We start from the raw sequence: 17,626 nt of genomic DNA, 5'->3' as shown, positions 1-17,626 counted from the left end.
AGAAGGAAGTGCTGCTATGAAAAGTATATGGGCTCATATCAGTGAGCAAGTCGCAAGTACAGCTAATCTTAATGTAGATCATAAGGATATAGCGCTAACGGGAAACCTAGTGCGTCTCAACGATATGCTGCAATATTTAGGGTTCAACAATCAGCAAGCTGCTGAATCACTAGCAATACGCATCCGTCATAAGTTGTTGCAGAATCAATCGCTCGATATCCCGAGTGATTTATTAGCACCTCGACAAGAGCTGCTAGCGGAACTCGATGCATTGGATTCAGTTCAACAAACTATCATCAGTTACGCGAAGCAATGTAACCGATACCTGATAATGGATGAGCCACCCAAAGCGCTTGGTAAGCAACTATGGACCGGAGCAAAGGTGCATATCGAAGAAGGGGAGCTAGCTTATCGCGATAATGGCTCCCGAATGTGGATTACGCTCCCAGCTCCCTACGCCAGTTTCGTATCAACAGTATTTCTAGGTATATGGAAAGCGGCCGAAAGCGCAGCAAATCACATGACGAAGTATGAATATATCGGTCGCCCAGCAGAGCGCGTTGGTGAGCTTATCGAGAGAGGTGCGCCGCTGCTGGCTAAAACGGTGTATGAGACGATATTCGGTGAAGCCTATTGCGTGCTTGATGATTGGAAGGTACGGTTGATGGGGCGAATTCAGTCACCGCCAAGTTAATCCGCAGAGCTGAATAGCGAGGTGGGAACCTTCCCACCTCTTATCATTTAAGTTGCTGTCCGCAACGCAATATAAACTGCGATTTATCGGCGATATTTAAAGTTCCTTAGTACTTCTGCTTTAAACTGTCTTGGTGCTCGCCAATCACTAGGGGTGCTCGGTATCGATATACGTCTTTTCCCGTTGGGCGACACGATCTTTCCATGCTTTTTTCCTCGTTGATAGACGTACCCTTGCCTTATCAGCAACTTAACCAGCTTGGTGATCTGATCATTATTTGAGTATCTGTGATTCTTCATGACGACTCCTTACGCGCTATAACGACTTGCGAATGCGCGCACATCGAAAGGAATCTCACTTAGCGCCTCTTGAACACCCACTTGTAAAATCGGTTTGCTCTGTAGGTGCCCACTGGTCGGGTTTACATTTTGATAAAACTGGCCTTGTGGGTTTATCATTAAATAGGACTGCCACATATCATCATTATCCTCAATGATCAGCCTTGGATAGCTTCGCAGGTGGCGATCTACGTAGGCTTGGTATTGTGTATCAGTAACGACTTGAGACGTGTCGTGAACCGGTAATACACGAAGTAGCTTCCATTTATCAGGCTGAATTTGGTTGATTAGTGCTGACAGGTCTTCGCGAAAATTGAACGGGTTGACGACGGTGTTTAGCTTTAGCTTACCTAGTGGATTGAGGTGCCGGTATGAATGGCATAGTTCAAGCAGCTGCCTCGGGCTTAACCAACGCTTATGGCGATCGGTGCGCCCAATAGATTGCGCAATCAATTCATCGGCTGTATCGAAACTGATGCCCAGTATATCAAGGCTTGGTGCGACCTCGCGCATCATCTTATCATTGAGAAAGTGCCCGTTGGTGATGACCGATGTTTGAAATCCGAGCGCCTTTGCTTTTACTAATGCCCTAGTAAAGTATTTACCCAGCATCATTGGTTCGCCACCGGCGAAATTAATACGAACGCGCTGATAGCCGAGTTGCTCTCGAATAGGGTTAGAATTGAAAAAGTAGTCGGCAAGTGAATTGAGTAACGCGTCTACCTGTCCTGAATGGCCATAAAGCTCTTTACTACTAGGCTCGTCATTCCATTTAGCGTAGCAGTATGCACACCGAAAATTGCATGCCTCGGTCATATGAAAATTGATAACAAGTTCTTGAGTGCGAATAGTCATTATTTCTCTCCGTTAATTTAAGTCGCGGGAGAGATGATTTATTAGTGCAGTGCACTAAAAAGACTTTTTATTGATTTTTGAAAAGACTTATCAGCTGGTCAAACTCGTAAGCTTCTTGATAGCCGCGTTCCACTGACTCAATGAGCTCACGGTAGGTCTCACTCTGGGCATGAAGCTCTTTAATCCGTGCGCAATGACTCATTGCTTCAACCCAGTCCTGACGAAGATAAGCAGACAGTAACGAATCATGAACATCCAAAGATGCGGTCTGCGCCAGTAAGGCTTGTAACAAACCTATATTACTACCAAGCGCAAGCTGCGGAAGAGTTTGAAAGGGGTTGGGAAGCGTTTTATGTCTTAAGTCGAACGTTTCGATATCATTTAAGCAGCCTATTAAAAGCTGAGACTTAGAACTCAAAAGCGCCACGCCAACAAGAGCCTGCTTATCCAAAATTAAGCTACGAACTATTTCCGCGCTTTCTTCCCTCACTTTTACATCATCGAAGATAGACTTCACACGCTTAGGATCGGGAAAGAATGCATTCAGCAAAAGAGCATTGTAAAGCGTAACTTCACCAGATGTACTAGTAATGAACCACTGCTTCCTGTGTATACCTTGCTCAGCTTCGGCTTGAACGAGACCGTTACGAACAAAAGACATTGCTTTGTCTTTGAGTATCTTGCTGTCTTCAGCTGATGAGATATTAAATACTTTCCGTAAAAGCTCTGGAATTTTATAACGCATGCTATCGGCAAACACCTTGCTGCAGGATTCTATCAATCGAGGTGTGTCTATTATCCGAACTTTCGTCGTCTAAAATGGCAATTCTTCGCGCCGATTCGAAAAGAGAATATTTCCCCAGCCGCCGGCACTGATACTGTTTCATCACACCTAAGCAATAACCGGCGCGCATTGCATCAGCAAGAGACGTGGTTTGGCTTGCAAGGAATCGCTTCTCATTATGTGCGTTATAAATTTCAGTGACTGCCTGGCAGGCACCGATTAAAAATTCAGCATCTGGGTTCTCAAAACTACCTTTTGCATCGGCCGCTATCGGCATGAGGCTAATGAGTACAATTAGTGTGGGTATTAGGTTTTTAAACATGATCCTGCTTTTCTTCCCTGAGTGTGACTTTTTCTGGAGGCGAAGTAGCTGAAACAGCTTGTGAAAACTTGAGCTTACCCTTTGGTGCGATGGCAAATATTAAGAGCAACAGAGATGCATTGTAAGCTAAGTTCCAGTAATCCTGCTTATTGTTCATCAATAGTTGATTGTTGTAAGAGCTCAGTGAGCCAAAGAGGAGTTCAGAGCTAATGAATACAAACGTATGAATGCCAATTGCAGTGAAGTATCGGTAAATGGCGTTGCCAACTTTAGCAGAGTGTTTTCTCACTTTTACGATGTAGCGTGCTGAAAGAAGCGTAAACCCTGTTAGGAACAAAATCTCCATGTTGCTCAGGTCATGCCAACCTGCGTCGTTAGGAAAAACCGTAGCCGGAAGCCCCCAAAGTGCGATGGCGAAAAGGGCAGAAGAGATAATGAAAAATGACGCTTTAAAGAGCCAGTGTAAGCCAGTGCTGAGAAGCTCGTCCCAAGTCATGGTGTAATTAGTTTTATTCAAGTGAAATCCCTTTGCTAAATTCCTTATGAGCGCCGGCTCGCTTTTTCTATTTTCGATGTGTAAGTTATTAAGTAAATGCCGACTATATTGAGTTGAGCCCGCGACTGCAATGGTAATGTTGCTATTTGACCATGGATTTTAGGCAAGAGAACAATGGATAAGCAGCAGGGAATTATGAATACGGCGAAGCTTACCCCAGAGGAAGTGCATTTAAGAGCATGCCAAGCTTTAGTGTCGCTTTTTCGAGATCAAGTGGAATCGAACATTGAGTGTGTTTATTCTCGTATTTTCAATTATGTGTTACACCCAGAGCAACGCTACGTTCATTGCGCTCATTCTGAAGCTGTTAAGGAGGGCGTGAAAACTCACCCAGAACACGTAGTGCCGTGCGCACTAACGATAAGAGAGTGTTTCTCGTTCATAAAAGAAGGAAAATATTCCGATGATGAAATTGCATGATTCAAACAAGCTAACATCAAGATAATAAAATCAAGTTCATAGCGTTTTGATGAATGAATTTTGCATGTAATAAAAAGGAAAATGTACATGGCAGTAAAAAAATGCAAAAGCTGTAACAAGCCAGCTGAGAAGCTTTACTATAAAGGGCACTGTCAAGCTTGTATGTGGGTGACGGTGGGCGAGAAAGGTGCTGATATGTTTTTCGCCAAAGCTGAGGCATGGGCGACACAATACGTATCACCCGCGGTGTTCAAGAGAGACTGTAAAAGATTTTGTGTAAATGGCTGGTTTCACTGTTAAATCCGATCCTGATATATAATCTCGAACTGTGCCATCGCTGGCTTCCAGTTGCGTATGGGCATAGTCCACTTTTTTGAAGCCTGATGCAAGGCCAAGTACAGCACCTTCATGACGGCTTCGTCGTTAGGGAACGACCGGCGAGTTTTGGTGATTTTGCGCAGTGACGCATTCAGCGACTCAATGGCATTGGTGGTATAAATGGCCTTGCGTATCTCAACTGGGTAGTCGAAGAACACACTTAAGCGCTCCCAGTTTGCCCGCCATGAGCGACTGATGGTGGGATGCTCAGAGTCCCATGTCGAGGCGAAATTTTCTAGTGCCTGCTCGGCTTCAGCGCGAGTAGCCGCGCCATAAATGAGTTTTAAATCAGCGGCAATAGTCTTGCGCTGTTTCCAGTTTACGTACCGCAGAGAGTGGCGAATTTGGTGCACAATGCACAGTTGCACTTGAGTCTTCGGGTAAACCGCCTCAATGGCTTCAGGGAAGCCTTTAAGGCCATCGCAGCAGGCAATGAAGATATCGTCTACACCACGGTTTTTCAGCTCGTTCATTACCGATAGCCAGAATTTAGCGCCTTCAGTTTGAGCCATCCACAGCCCGAGCAGCTCTTTTTCACCGTCAGTGTTGATGCCAAGCGCTAGGTACACTGACTTATTCTGTACAACACCAGAATCACGGCTGCGAACGACTAGACAATCAAGGTAAACAACTGGGTACAGCTTTGCCAACGGACGATGCTGCCAGGCCTTGACCTCGTCCATGACGGCGTTGGTCACCTGAGAAATGAACGTCGGCGAGACTTCAACACCATAGGCTTCTTCAAGGTATGCTTGAATGTCACGAGTAGTCATGCCACGCGCATACAATGCTATGATGCGCTCATCAAATCCATTCAGCTGGCGTTCGCCTTTGCGAACTAACTTGGGCTCAAAACTACCGTTACGGTCACGAGGAATATCTAGTTCGACATCGCCATTGATGCTACGAACAGTTTTCTTGGTTTTACCATTACGAGAGTTGCCGCTGTTGTTGCCGGCTGAGACATTTGGTGCGTAGCCTAAATGAGCTTCCATTTCAGCCTCTAGCACCCGCTCTGCCACCTTCTTGGTAAGCTGTTTGAGTAGGCCGGCTTCGCCTAAGATGTCTTCTGGGGAATCACAGCCGTCCAGCAGCTGGTCGATGAGTTTGTCTGATATTGGCATTCTGATATCCTTCTTCGATATTGTTAAGAATGCCATTTACACAGATATTTTTACACTCTCGTTCAAGATGATAGTGGGTGGTATCTTTCTACTGTTCTTATATCTGCTTTTTACCTAACATCTTAGGTTGAATTATTAGAGTATTAAGCAGTTGGGCTCAGGATAAAACTACGAATCCTATAAATATTGTGGTTTTACTAAAGCCATCGTTGTCCTGTCCCAAACGACAAATCCATGTCCCAGGGCACCATAAAAAGACAAAACGACAGCACCAAGACAAATCAGCGAAAATGACAAAAGTGTGGGACTAACTGTGGGACTTTTTGAGTTATCGGCACTATAAGGACACGAAGGTGCGCTGCAATCCATTAAAAATGGCGCACCCGACAGGAGTCGAACCTGTGACCTCTGCCTCCGGAGTAAATAGCGACTGGCTGACATTAAATGGTGAGAGGAGGTGCTAACCGTGCAGGCCCCGTCCTGTAGGGGGCTCAGGAGCATTTTAACGAGGCCATTTAGCCAGAAGTTTTAGCGTTTTATCTCCAAACCCTGCAAAACTTGGCACAAGAGGGTATGGAAAAAAGGATAATTAGCCAGACAAATGCGGCCGTTCGCGCAGGAGTTTGTGTCTTATATTTATGTGGTAAGCATGGCAGCCAAATCAAATTGACGTATAATTCTGGCAACAGAATAAGCGCGCTAAACAAAGCATAATTGTCCGCCAAGTAAAAAGGATTTACATATCTCTCGCTTTTTCTCTTTTATTGAATCCAACCTTGTCTGGTTTGTCATCAGTGTCGCAGCGCTAGGATTACTTCTGCCCGAAACGGGACGCTTCTTTGAAAGCTCTATCGGACTACTACTGGCTTTGTTAATGCTGGTCATCAGTTTAACCTTTGATGCGCACGATGTACGAATGGTGCTACGTAAACCATCACGGCAATTGTGGGCGTTGGGTCTCGTTTATGGACCCATGTCGATTGCAGGATGGCTGACCGGAAGACTTTTCTTCGGCAGCGGCTCGTTATCGGCAGGCCAAGCCCTACTCGGCACGCTGCCAACAGATGTCTCTTCGCCATTATTAGTGCTGATGGCTCGAGGCAATGTTGCTTTAGCGGCCGTCTTTAACGCAGTCAATACTGCGCTGTCGCCATTCATCGTTCCCTTCTTATTTTTATGGTTAACAGGCATTCAGCTAACCGTTCCCTTAGCCACGATTATTCTTGAGTTGATGTTGGTCGTTCTTGTTCCAACGGTCGTCGGTGTTAGTTTACGCACGCGTTTTTCGAGCTTCTTTGCACGACATGACTCAACTTATGCAGGTGTCGGCTCGGTGATCTATCTTTTGATACTGCTCGCTGTTGTAGGGCCGAATGCTGAAACTATCATTGGTTACGGCTGGTATGCGTTTGTGATCGGCGGAGCAGCATTATGCCTTAATCTAATGGGCTATTTGGTTGGTATGACGTCCCGGTTGTTTACCAATGACCGACAAGAAATGATCACTTATCTTTTTACAGTCAGTAAAAAGGAGTTTAGCATTGCCGCTGCTTTTGTTGCTGCATCTGGGCTTCCCCCTGAAATTGCAATTCCCGCTGCATTTTTTGCCGTCATTCAAATGATTACTTCACCTATTGTCGCTAAACTTCTCGCTCGCGACATGACCAAAATAAACGATTGAAAACGATAGGTGTATCTTCGCCATTAGTAATGATGGCTCGGGGGTATTTGAATGGAAGTTGGATCTTTCGACCCAACTTCCAAAACAGCAAGATTACGAATGAGACGATCTTATTCTGAGTCTGCTTATCAGCAGGTAAAGCGCCGGCAGAACAACCAGCGTCAACAATGTCGACGAAACAATTCCGCCAATGACAACCGTTGCTAAAGGCCGTTGAACCTCAGCGCCCGTGCCTGTGTTAAACGCCATTGGGATGAACCCAAAGCTCGCCACTAGTGCCGTCATAAGCACAGGCCTCAATCGTTGACGAGCACCCTCGTACACAGCCTCAATGATAGCTTTGCCCTCATCTCGTAACTGTTGAATGAACGATAACATCACCACACCGTTTAACACGGCAACTCCAGACAACGCAATAAATCCAACAGCCGCAGAGATTGACAGAGGCATACCGCGTAATGAGAGAGCCAAAATACCGCCTGTGAGCGCGAGCGGCACACCGGTGAATATAATTAAGGCATTTGTCAGTGAGTTGAATGCGCTGTACAACAGTCCAAAGATAAGTAATAACGTCAACGGTACCACGATTGCTAAACGCTGAGACGCTGATTGAAGTTGCTCAAACGTGCCGCCATAATCGATCCAATATCCAGTTGGTAGTGATATATCGCTTTGTAACTGTTGCCGAATGTCCTCAACAAATGACCCCAAATCACGATCGACAACATTGGCGCTTACAATGACATTGCGTTTACCACTTTCCCGGTTGATCTGATTGGGCCCAACCGTCAGTTCAACGTCTGCGATTTCCCCCAATGGGACGTACTGAAGCTCCGGGTTGCTCGCTTGGGGCACGGTAACAGGCAGCTGCCTTAACGCTTCGATATCTGTGCGCCAAGATTCATCCAGACGAACCATCAACCGAAACCGTTTATCTCCTTCATAAATTGTTCCGGCAACTAAACCGCCGACAGCGCTTTGAACTGCACGTTGAACGTCCTGAACGGATAATCCAAGTAGCGCGAGATGATCACGTTGCGGTGTCACTGACAATGTTGGTAAGCCGGTCATTTGTTCTGCTCGAACATCTGCCGCACCGTCAACGCCAGCAATGATCTCTACAGCCTCATCACCGAGCGCTTTCAACTGGTCGAGGTCGTCACCGTAGATACGCACAGCGACATCTGCACGAACACCCGCGATCAGCTCATTAAACCGCATCTCGATGGGTTGCGTGAACTCATATTTGTTACCGGGTATTTGCTCGACAGCTTCCCTCAACTCAGCAACAAACTCATCTTTTGTTTTTTCTGCATCCGCCCATTCACTCTTTGGCTTCAGAATAACAAACGTATCTGCAACACTCGGGGGCATGGGATCAGTCGCAACATCGGGGGTTCCGATTTTTGAAAATACCCGTTTTACTTCGTCGAATTCAGCAATCACTTCCTCAAGTTGCAATTGCATATCGACCGATTGTTGGAGGCCCGTACCGGGAATACGCAATGCGTGCAGCGCTAAGTCGCCTTCATCCAATTGTGGCAGGAATTCTGTTCCCATTTTCGAGGCTTGATAGATTGATCCCATAAACAGACTCAAACCGACCAAGACAATCACAATGGGTCGTTTCAGAGACGTATTCAAAAGCGGCTCATAAAGTCGTCTAGCCCCGCGCATAAGACGATTTTCACCATGTGAAACTTTGCCTTTCACGAAAATCGCAAGCGCGGCTGGTACAAACGTCATAGAAAAAATAAGCGCACCCAGCAATGCAAACACAACGGTGAATGCCATAGGATGAAACATTTTTCCCTCAACGCCACTAAGTGCAAATATTGGTAAGTAAACCAACATAATGATCAACACACCAAATACCGCAGGATTAAACACTTCACGTGTGCTCTCAAACACTTCCTGTAAGCGCTCTTTGGTCGTCAATAAACGCCCTAGCCTTTGTTGTGCTGATCCGAGCCGACGTAAGGCATTTTCGACAACAATGACGGCGCCATCGACGATAATGCCGAAATCTATTGCACCTAGACTCATTAAGTTACCGGACACACGATTAGCCGCCATACCCGTGATAGCGAATAACATGCTCAATGGAATAACCAGTGCCGTAATGAGTGCAGCTTTGACATTTCCAAGCAAAAGAAACAGCACCACAATAACAAGAACTGCTCCTTCGAACAGGTTCTTTTCGACGGTCGCAATGGTTTTCTCAACCAGAGTTGTACGATTATAAACGGACTCGACCGTTACACCATCGGGTAAGCTGAGCTGCACCTCCTCCAGACGCTTAGCAACCGCTTCAGACACAATACGACTGTTCTCGCCAATCAACATCATTGCGGTCCCAAGCACCACCTCCTCACCGTCAGCCGTAGCAGCTCCTGTTCGTAGCTCTTCACCAAACGACACATCCGCAACATCTTTCACCCTCACTGGTGCGTCATCACGTTTGGTAACAACCACATTACGAATATCCACTAAGGATTGTAGTTGACCGGGAGAGCGAACTAGCCATTGTTCGCCGTTACGCTCAATATAGCCCGCACCAGCGTTGGTATTGTTGAGCTGCAATGCTCGAAAAACATCGTCTACCGAGATTTTATAAGCGAGCAACTTTCCGGGGTGCGGAGAGACTTGGTACTCGCGCTCATAGCCACCAACAGTATTGATTTCGGTCACACCCGGAACTTTGACCAATTGAGGACGGATTACCCAGTCTTGCAAGGTACGAAGCGATTCTGCTGTGTAGGGTTGACCATTCTCATCTCGCGCATCAGCATCGGCGCTGACGATGTATGTAAAGATCTCACCTAAACCGCTTGCTATTGGCCCGAGCGCTGGCTCAACGCCTACAGGCAGTTCACCTCTGACCATCTGCAAGCGTTCGTTGATTTGCTGGCGGGCCCAATAGATATCGGTTCCTTCCTCAAACACAACGGTAACTTGCGATAAGCCGTATCGAGATATTGAGCGGGTGTAGTTGAGGTCTGGTATACCCGCCATCGCGTTTTCAACCAGATAAGTAATACGCTGCTCTGTTTCTAGCGGAGAATAGCCGGAGGCTTCTGTGTTGATTTGCACCTGCACATTGGTAATATCCGGTACCGCATCAATTGGCAGTTTAAGCGCACTAAAAACGCCAACACCTGCTATCAATATAGTTGCCGCCATGATCAACCATCGACGTTGAACGGCGAAACGAATCAGTAAATCAATCATAAGTTCGCCCTCCTAGTGGTCATGGCTCGCGCCGTCTTTGAGAACATCGGCTTTGAGTATGTAGCTGTTTCCGATCACATAAGGAGTATCCGGAGCTAGACCGCCAGTAACTTCGGTATATTCTCCATCACTCTCGCCAAGTTCTATCATGCGAACTTCAAAAGTGTTTCCGTACTGCGCAAACACCACAGGCATGTCCCGAAAAGACTGAATTGCATCAACTTGCACAGCCAGAGGCACAGCGCGTTCACGCGTTTTCACGTCAGATTTTACGTGCATTCCCGGCCGCCAATGACCTGCAGAGTTATCAATAAGCACTCGCGCTCGAGCTATGTGTCCACCGGTCATCACCGGCGCAATGTAGATCACTTCTCCACGAACGCGCTCGTGTTGATGCAAGTCGTAAACCTCCGCTGTTTGTCCGACTTGAAGTTTCTCGATGTTTTCAGGGAACGCTGAGAGCTCAACCCAAACCGAGGATAAGTCACCAATCTCGAAAAGTGTTTGCTCGTTAACCACTTCACCGACAGATACAAACTTTTCGGTAATCTCTCCCTTAATAGGGCTAACAACATCGTAACTGACACCACTTGCAGCGTTGATAATTTTCGCAAGCGTCTGGCCAGCTGAAACTTGGTCGCCAATGGAAACCTCAACATCAGTTACCTTCCCTTTATAAGTCGGAGTAATTGAGATGATTTTTTCTGTTACTGGAGCAATAACCCCAAACAAGCGCTCTTTGAGCTCAAGTGTCTGCGGGCTCGCACGCTCAACCAAAATATCTGCCTTTCGAATGATGCGGTCAGACAAGGTTGTTCTTCCCTCAAAGCTTTCATAATGCCATGTAGCACGATGGTCTTTCGTACTAACAGCAACCGAGACCTCGTAAGAATGTGGCTCAGTGACCACCTCATTACTGACCAGATAATTATTCTCTGGCGTGAAGCTCAAGTTGTCATTGACGTCGCCAAGCCGATGCAAAGTCACCGAGAGCTCCACATCCTTTGGTGCTGCGATTTCTCCGTTTAGGTAGGTGTAGACTCTCATTTCCGGGGGAATTCCTGTTTCGTAAATCGTTATCTCGACTGATAAATCACCGTCGCTTAATAGGATTCCACCATTTGGCCCCTTGGTCTCTGTCTCCGTATGGCCATGCTCAGTTGAAGCATTACTCAATGCTGATAGGCTTAGCGCTACGCATAGAACGATCAATGTAAAAATTGCTTTTATAAAATTCATAATTTAGATTCCAAAAATGATTGACCCGTCATTCGCTCAAGCTCAAGAATGTCTTGATGGATAGCGCTTCGGCGCTCAAGGGTTTGATACTCAAGCTGTGCTAGTTCATCTTGCGCATCAAGAACAACTAAAAGACTATGTATACCTCGGCGATAGCCATCGGTGGTTTCATCGACTAGTTGCTCAGCGAGGGGCAATAAATCTGCTTGAATGCTCTTTAAGTAGCGATAATTTGTTTGTATGCGACCCAACAGCGATCGAGCACGAACGCGCAACTGGTCTCGAATTAAACGCTGCTGTTCAAAAACTAACGTACGCTCAGCTTTAGTAGCCTCAAGAGTTCCCTGATTTGGGTTCGAAAGTTGAAGAGGCATCGACGCCTGGAGAACAAGACCAGTGTCATTTAGCTGATTGTTGTAACGAACACCCACTCCAACATTGAGATCGGCAGAAGCATCTGCCTTCACAGCATCAACTTTTGCCGCGAGTAACCGTTCTGAATCCAGTAAACGAAGAAACTCTGGCGCTTGATTGACCGCTTGTTCAACTTCAGTTTGTGAAGGAATATCAAAAGATTGATCAAAGTTACCGACTACACCTGTAAAGTTCGGCTGTGCTGCCCACATTGCACTTAAGTTCGCTCGTGCTTGGTCAAGCTTTCCAATAATCTCTTCGGATTGGATGCTTACTTGGCGTTGTTGCAATGAAACTTTAGTTGCTTCCGATGGTGGCACAGCTCCGGACCGGACCCGCTCCTTGACTATTTGCATTGCACTATCGAGCCGTTGCTGCTGATGGCTATTCCACTCGGCCAACTGCTGCAACCGAACAACTTCGTAAAAACGATAAGCCGTCTCCGCTAGGATTTCGATCTTTTCGTAATTAAACTCAGCGGCCCGCTGACGTTGTCGCGCGTTCGCATACTCAACTCGTTGCTCGCGTTTTCCACCAAGCTCAATAAGCTGACTGAACGACAATGTTGCTTGAGCGCTGTCGAATCCTTGGCTTTCACCATTACCAGCAAAATCCTCCAGTTCGAACCCGATAACTGGATTTGGACGCAGCGATGCCTGCAGTTTTTCAGCTTCAGCCATACGTTGCTGATACGGGTACTTCTTTAAGATTGGGTTATCTCGCAAGACGTTCTCAAATGCCTCTCGCAATGATAACTCATTTGCGATTGCTGAATATGAGGTTGCAAGTAACCCCACAAGTACAGCAATCACGAAATAAAGTAATTTCATGATTATCTCCACAGTAAAATGGCGTGCTAATGCACAAATTTTAGACGTGAAGTTTAGGCATTTGGTGGTGGGGTTGGTGGTTGATGGTCGTTACTATCGAAAGGAAGTAATCGATGTGGGATTGCAAGATTCGGACATGGTGTTGCCGCAGCACAGATTGAATAACCAGTGATACAGCTTATGTGTGCGTGAAATTGATGTTCGTGGTTTGGATCGAGGTTGTCGGGTGACTTCGTCTCGTGATCATTGTGCGTATGATGTTGATAGGCATAATCGAAAGTGTGATTACTATCCTCCACATGCCCAGCGGCAACCGCACAGGTAAAAAAACTGTGAAGTAAAATGACTACGATCAACGACCAAATAATTTTTGGCAAACGAACAACCTGCAGATGAAAAAACCATTTCAAAATAAGAAAGAGGCTACCACATGTATCTCATGGGCTCAATCACCGGCTTTTTCTCTTTTATCGAATTCAACCGTCTTAGAAAGGTGTGTTGGACTTATTACACTTAAATACTGGTCTCAACAAAAGTAAAAAGTGGCTGGAAATCGCCTGCATCAGCGGCGCTGAAGGGCGACAATATTATAAGCAGGAATAAATTTGGCACAGATTTGGCACAAAAATTTTTGTGTTAGTGTTCACAAACCGTGAAGCTCCTGCAGATATGGCGCACCCGACAGGAGTCGAACCTGTGACCTCTGCCTCCGGAGGGCGGTCACGGGTTCGGTGGTAAATCGTTAAAGCTAGGCGTGGTATGGGCTTAAACGGTGTTGCTGCCTTCCCTTTCTAAAAAATACTCGTCCTTTTGAGACCATTTAACAACAAAATTGGTCACAGAGCACCATCCCCAAAACCGACGATTTTTGACCTCTGCCTTGCGACAAAAAATCTCAATCATCGACCTAAAACCTGAGTTTTGAGGTGGAAAAAATTCCATGTTTATCAGCATGCACACTGACGTTCATGCAACACCGAGAATAATCGAATACCAAAATGTTGGTATGTTGTTTCAATTGTGATACGGTCGAGTTACTTTATGTTAACTTGCATGGACGTTGCCTCATGAAACTAGCGATTCGAAGCCTAATAGCTTTCAGTATTTTCATCACTCCTTTCACATTACATGCGCAGGCTTCTCAGGAAATCTGTTGGACCACATATACAGAGGTATCGAGGCCGAACGGAACACTCCCAAATGGCACGCCAAGGTACGAAACTGTTCTTGTTGCATGACAAGCATGTTATGACATGGCAAATCTAGATGGCGGATGGCCGGGTATAGGCGGCGACCAGGATTATCAGCTCGGTGGTGGTGGCGGTGGTTCGGGGGGAGGCGCTGGTGATACGCCATCTTCAGAAAACCAGGATGAACGGGACGAGTACCACACTCAGTTATGATGGTATCGGGCGTGTGACGCAACGCAGCTCTGGCGATGTCAACGAAACATTCAGCTACGATAACTGTAGCTATGGCGTGGGTAAGCTGTGTCGTACCACCGACCGCGCGGGCTCCACAGACTATGACTATACCGCAGCAGGTCAACTGGCGAGCATGACGCGAAGCATTTTAGGTGCTAGCTATACCACACAATGGGTGTACGATGATGAAGGACGTGTGATTGAAATCAGCTATCCATCGGGTATCTTGGTGGACTACGAATATGACGGTATGGTTGTGAAATAAGGGCGCCCGTCAGCGGTTTATGTGACGATAAACGGCGTCCGAGAGCCGGTAATGACGATGCTCAATCATGAAGCCTTTGGACCGTTGCGTTACGGCACCTATGGTAATGACCTGAGCGCGTTTCGGCAGTATACGAGCGGTTATGAGTTGAAGTCATCCTACGTGGGCGGCGGTTGGGCGCCATTGACCACTGAATATCAGAACTTTTACTTTCAAGCGCCTTACATCTCACAAGCTAAGTTGGCGTATAACAGCGCTGGCAACATCGTCAGCATTGAAGATGTGTTAGGCTCAGAGCTCGAGAGTTTTACCTACGATAATCGTTCGCGCTTGACGCAGCGTAAGCGCAATGGCAACTCGCTAGAAGTCTACAATTACGATGCCAACGGCAATCGCACACGATTTAACAATGAGTACTATAGAGTCGATGCCGACAGCAACCAACTGACCGGGCACCGTGTCGGAGCCAGTGGTAGCTATGCATCGATATGGAGTTATGACAATGCAGGTAATCAGCTGCAAAAAGAGACCCACACTTGGACCTATGGCGGTGATAATCGCGTACGCCGGCTGACACGCTCATCAGGGTTTTACTACGAAAACTGGTATGACACTAACGGGCAACGGGTCGCGAAGAGCTCAACCACGACCGACTGGCACTTTTTGTATGGCCAGAGCGGCGAACTACTGAGCGAAACCAAGAACGGGCCACATGTGAAAAGCTATATTTGGCTTGAAGGCGAGTTGGTTGCGCTTGTTTATAATGATGAATTGTACTTTGTGCACAACGACCACTTAGGTCGCCCGCACAAAGTGACCGATGACACGAAAGCGGTAGTTTGGGAGGCCGATTTGCAAAGCTTTGACCGCAGTATTGTGAGCTCTAGCATTGGTGCACTGAATATCGGCTTCCCAGGTCAGTACTGGGACAGCGAGAGCGGCACATGGCAGAACTGGCATCGTGATTACGACCCAAGCACGGGGCGCTATATTCAGTCAGATCCGATTGGGTTGAGCGGCGGGATGAATACGTATGTTTATGTTGAAAGCGATCCGATTATACAGATTGATCCTGATGGAACCCGTCAAAGAGTAGTTAGAACGATAAATCCAAATAATCAGCAATACCGCGAACTTCGTGATCTCGGTTATCGACATGACCAAATTATGGCAATGGGGGAGGCGCTTTATGCATTCGCTACGATGAAGAAAGCCCCAGCTCCTTGTGTTTGTCCAACAGCGAACAGCGAGAGAGGCTTTTACGATAAAATATGTACATCTGATAACCCAACCGGGGCTGGCGAAATGATTGTTACTGGGCCTATAATGCTTGCGCAAGGGGAAAGCCCTTGTAGGTGTGGTACTGAGCTTAGCGTCAGGGACTTCGTCAATCATATGATTACGGCACCTGCGCATGCCGGTAACCCTCGAGGATTTTAGGTTACCAGACCGGAAGAGTAAATTTATCTTTATGAGCTAGCAATTAGAAGCGAGGCGGAAAACAATCCGCCTCGCCCATTAGAACTATTATTACTGTAATTTTGAACCAGCGAGGCGAAGTCAAAGCAAGCGCTTGTTACTACCAAGAGCGTTACACCTAACACTGTGCTGCAAAACTAGACTTTGACTGGCAGTGTTTTGTAACTTGTTTGGAGCGCTCATGGCTATAATCTACAGCCAGTTGACTACTTGATGAACCTGCTCGCGCCGTGGCCAAAAGTTGACCGTAGTGATGATATCGAATGGCTACTACCTTGGATCATCGAGCTCATATCCAAGAGTGATTAATTTACTTCAGCTTGCTATTTACTTCCTTACTAAATAGCATCAACATTAGTGCCCCCTCAAAAAGTGATCCGTACCACTAAAAGTGGACACTTTGCTAAGCACTATTTTTTAATTCAAAGTTCTCTGGGCTGAGATAGCCAATAGCACTATGCCTTCTTGTCTTGTTGTAATCAACTTCGATGTACTCAAAGACTGCTCGGCGCATATTTTCTCGATCCATGATGGGCTCGTCCTGCAAGGCTTCGACCTTTAATGAGTGAAAGAAGCTTTCGGCACAGGCATTATCCCAACAATTTCCTTTTCGGCTCATACTCTGAGTAAGTCTATGTTTTTTAATTAAATCTCGATAATCGTTTGAACAATATTGACTACCTCGGTCGCTGTGAACAATGATCCCTTCGGGAAAGCCTCTGCGAGATAAAGCCATTTTCAGACCATCACACACCAACGTTGCGGTCATTCGGTTACTCATCGACCAGCCAACAACCGAGCGTGAATATAAATCGATGATTACCGCTAGGTACAGCCAGCCCTCACCAGTGAATAAATACGTGATATCGCCAACCCACTTTTGATTCGGAGTACTTGCTGTAAAATCTTGCTCCAGCAAGTTTGGCGCCACAGGCTGATTGTGCTTACTGTCCGTGGTGACCTTAAATTTACGTGCAGCCTTAGGTACAAGGTCCTGGCGTATCATACTATTGCGAATAGTTTTGATGTCGGGTGTCATGTCGAGCTCTGCCAAATCCACTTGGATACGCCGAGCGCCGCTGCGCTCTTTCGAGTCAATAAATGCCTGCTTAATCGCCTCGTCTCGCTCAATTTGACGCTGCTCTCGAGGATTGACTGTCTGACCATGTTTCCGCCAGGCATAATACCCACTACGCGATACGTTGAGCACGTTCACCATCCGCTTTAAGCTGAATTGATGCTGGTGCTCAAGAATAAACTCAAATCTGGCTATTTTTGGTTCTTCGCGAAGTAGGTAGCCGCCTTTTTTAATATGGCTAGTTCCTCTGCCTGTTCAGCTAATTGACGTTTTAATCGAGTAATTTCAGCGGCTTGCTCTGCTTCTCTGGCGCTCGTGCTAGATTTTTTTTGCGCCGCAGTCCGCCAACTGTACAGCTGGGATTCGTAGACTTTCAGTTCTCTAGCCGCCGCTGCAACGCCTATTCTTTCAGCTAATTTCAGGGCTTCTGCTTTAAATTCTTGTGTGTGGACTTTGCGTGTTTTATTTGCTTTCATGATTCACCTCGTTAAGTGATTTTACTCACTTAGCTCGG

The 17,626-nt window shown here is 46.5% G+C and carries 16 protein-coding genes; 7 read left to right on the top strand and 9 right to left on the bottom strand.

From position 1 onward, the window contains the following. The first annotated feature begins 16 nt into the window (after positions 1 to 16). Positions 17 to 694: a hypothetical protein gene (locus KGF88_RS10715; protein WP_153827395.1), complete on the top strand. Its 678-nt coding sequence runs from the start codon at positions 17 to 19 to the stop codon at positions 692 to 694. Between the two features lie 308 nt (positions 695 to 1,002). Here KGF88_RS10715 and KGF88_RS10710 read toward each other — a convergent pair whose 3' ends face one another. From KGF88_RS10710 to KGF88_RS10695, 4 genes are all read right to left on the bottom strand, one after another. Further along, a complete protein-coding gene (locus KGF88_RS10710; protein ID WP_153827394.1) occupies positions 1,003 to 1,887 on the bottom strand; it encodes a viperin family antiviral radical SAM protein in 885 nt (294 codons plus the stop codon). Between the two features lie 67 nt (positions 1,888 to 1,954). Beyond that, positions 1,955 to 2,632: a hypothetical protein gene (locus tag KGF88_RS10705; RefSeq protein ID WP_153827393.1), complete on the bottom strand. Its 678-nt coding sequence runs from the start codon at positions 2,630 to 2,632 to the stop codon at positions 1,955 to 1,957. 1 nt (position 2,633) lies between these two features. Further along, the gene (locus tag KGF88_RS10700) at positions 2,634 to 2,993 is read right to left on the bottom strand and encodes a hypothetical protein (RefSeq protein ID WP_153827392.1); all 360 of its coding nucleotides are present in this window, start codon (positions 2,991 to 2,993) and stop codon (positions 2,634 to 2,636) included. Then, positions 2,986 to 3,510 carry a hypothetical protein gene (locus KGF88_RS10695; protein WP_153827391.1) on the bottom strand — a complete coding sequence of 175 codons (525 nt, stop codon included), beginning with the start codon at positions 3,508 to 3,510 and terminating at the stop codon, positions 2,986 to 2,988. Before KGF88_RS10695 ends, KGF88_RS10700 begins: the two co-directional genes overlap by 8 nt. Before the next feature lie 153 nt (positions 3,511 to 3,663). Between KGF88_RS10695 and KGF88_RS10690 the strand changes: the two genes are divergently transcribed. After that, positions 3,664 to 3,969, top strand: a complete 306-nt coding sequence (locus KGF88_RS10690; protein WP_153827390.1) for a hypothetical protein — start codon at positions 3,664 to 3,666, stop codon at positions 3,967 to 3,969. Between the two features lie 296 nt (positions 3,970 to 4,265). Here KGF88_RS10690 and KGF88_RS10685 read toward each other — a convergent pair whose 3' ends face one another. Continuing rightward, entirely contained in the window at positions 4,266 to 5,471 is a 1,206-nt protein-coding gene (locus KGF88_RS10685) for an IS256 family transposase (RefSeq protein WP_257119929.1), read from the bottom strand. A gap of 742 nt (positions 5,472 to 6,213) precedes the next feature. Here KGF88_RS10685 and KGF88_RS10680 point away from each other — a divergent pair. After that, a complete protein-coding gene (locus KGF88_RS10680; RefSeq protein ID WP_110076961.1) occupies positions 6,214 to 7,152 on the top strand; it encodes a bile acid:sodium symporter family protein in 939 nt (312 codons plus the stop codon). Between the two features lie 93 nt (positions 7,153 to 7,245). On the opposite strand, the gene KGF88_RS10675 is transcribed toward KGF88_RS10680, so the two are convergent. The 3 genes from KGF88_RS10675 to KGF88_RS10665 are packed head-to-tail and all read right to left on the bottom strand — an operon-like array spanning position 7,246 to position 12,866. Continuing rightward, the gene (locus KGF88_RS10675) at positions 7,246 to 10,383 is read right to left on the bottom strand and encodes an efflux RND transporter permease subunit (protein WP_153827333.1); all 3,138 of its coding nucleotides are present in this window, start codon (positions 10,381 to 10,383) and stop codon (positions 7,246 to 7,248) included. Between the two features lie 12 nt (positions 10,384 to 10,395). Continuing rightward, a complete protein-coding gene (locus KGF88_RS10670) occupies positions 10,396 to 11,622 on the bottom strand; it encodes an efflux RND transporter periplasmic adaptor subunit (RefSeq protein WP_153827332.1) in 1,227 nt (408 codons plus the stop codon). Continuing rightward, positions 11,619 to 12,866 carry a TolC family protein gene (locus KGF88_RS10665; RefSeq protein ID WP_153827331.1) on the bottom strand — a complete coding sequence of 416 codons (1,248 nt, stop codon included), beginning with the start codon at positions 12,864 to 12,866 and terminating at the stop codon, positions 11,619 to 11,621. Before KGF88_RS10665 ends, KGF88_RS10670 begins: the two co-directional genes overlap by 4 nt. On the opposite strand from KGF88_RS10665, the gene KGF88_RS10660 reads away from it, so the two are divergent. The 4 genes from KGF88_RS10660 to KGF88_RS10645 all read left to right on the top strand — a co-directional run bounded on the left by KGF88_RS10660 (position 12,865) and on the right by KGF88_RS10645 (position 15,995). Continuing rightward, the gene (locus tag KGF88_RS10660) at positions 12,865 to 13,038 is read left to right on the top strand and encodes a hypothetical protein (RefSeq protein ID WP_153827330.1); all 174 of its coding nucleotides are present in this window, start codon (positions 12,865 to 12,867) and stop codon (positions 13,036 to 13,038) included. The two genes, KGF88_RS10665 and KGF88_RS10660, sit on opposite strands and share 2 nt — an antisense overlap. 1,081 nt (positions 13,039 to 14,119) lie before the next feature. Continuing rightward, the gene (locus tag KGF88_RS10655; protein ID WP_162014643.1) at positions 14,120 to 14,269 is read left to right on the top strand and encodes a hypothetical protein; all 150 of its coding nucleotides are present in this window, start codon (positions 14,120 to 14,122) and stop codon (positions 14,267 to 14,269) included. After that, positions 14,238 to 14,555 (top strand): hypothetical protein, encoded by a 318-nt coding sequence (locus KGF88_RS10650; protein WP_153827329.1) that lies wholly within the window; start codon positions 14,238 to 14,240, stop codon positions 14,553 to 14,555. The genes KGF88_RS10655 and KGF88_RS10650 overlap by 32 nt, the downstream gene beginning before the upstream one ends. A gap of 51 nt (positions 14,556 to 14,606) precedes the next feature. After that, a complete protein-coding gene (locus KGF88_RS10645) occupies positions 14,607 to 15,995 on the top strand; it encodes an RHS repeat domain-containing protein (protein ID WP_153827328.1) in 1,389 nt (462 codons plus the stop codon). A 442-nt stretch (positions 15,996 to 16,437) separates the two neighbouring features. Here KGF88_RS10645 and KGF88_RS10640 read toward each other — a convergent pair. Then, positions 16,438 to 17,588 (bottom strand): IS3 family transposase gene (locus KGF88_RS10640; protein ID WP_257119928.1). Its coding sequence is split into 2 segments (ribosomal slippage): positions 16,438 to 17,345 and positions 17,345 to 17,588, totalling 1,152 coding nucleotides; the frame shifts between segments, so codons are not numbered across the junction. Positions 17,589 to 17,626: the final 38 nt, after the last annotated feature.

It is taken from the genome of Idiomarina loihiensis (assembly GCF_024584785.1).
Classification (GTDB): Bacteria; Pseudomonadota; Gammaproteobacteria; order Enterobacterales; family Alteromonadaceae; genus Pseudidiomarina; species Pseudidiomarina fusca.
This window is presented reverse-complemented; position numbering and strand designations above follow the sequence as displayed.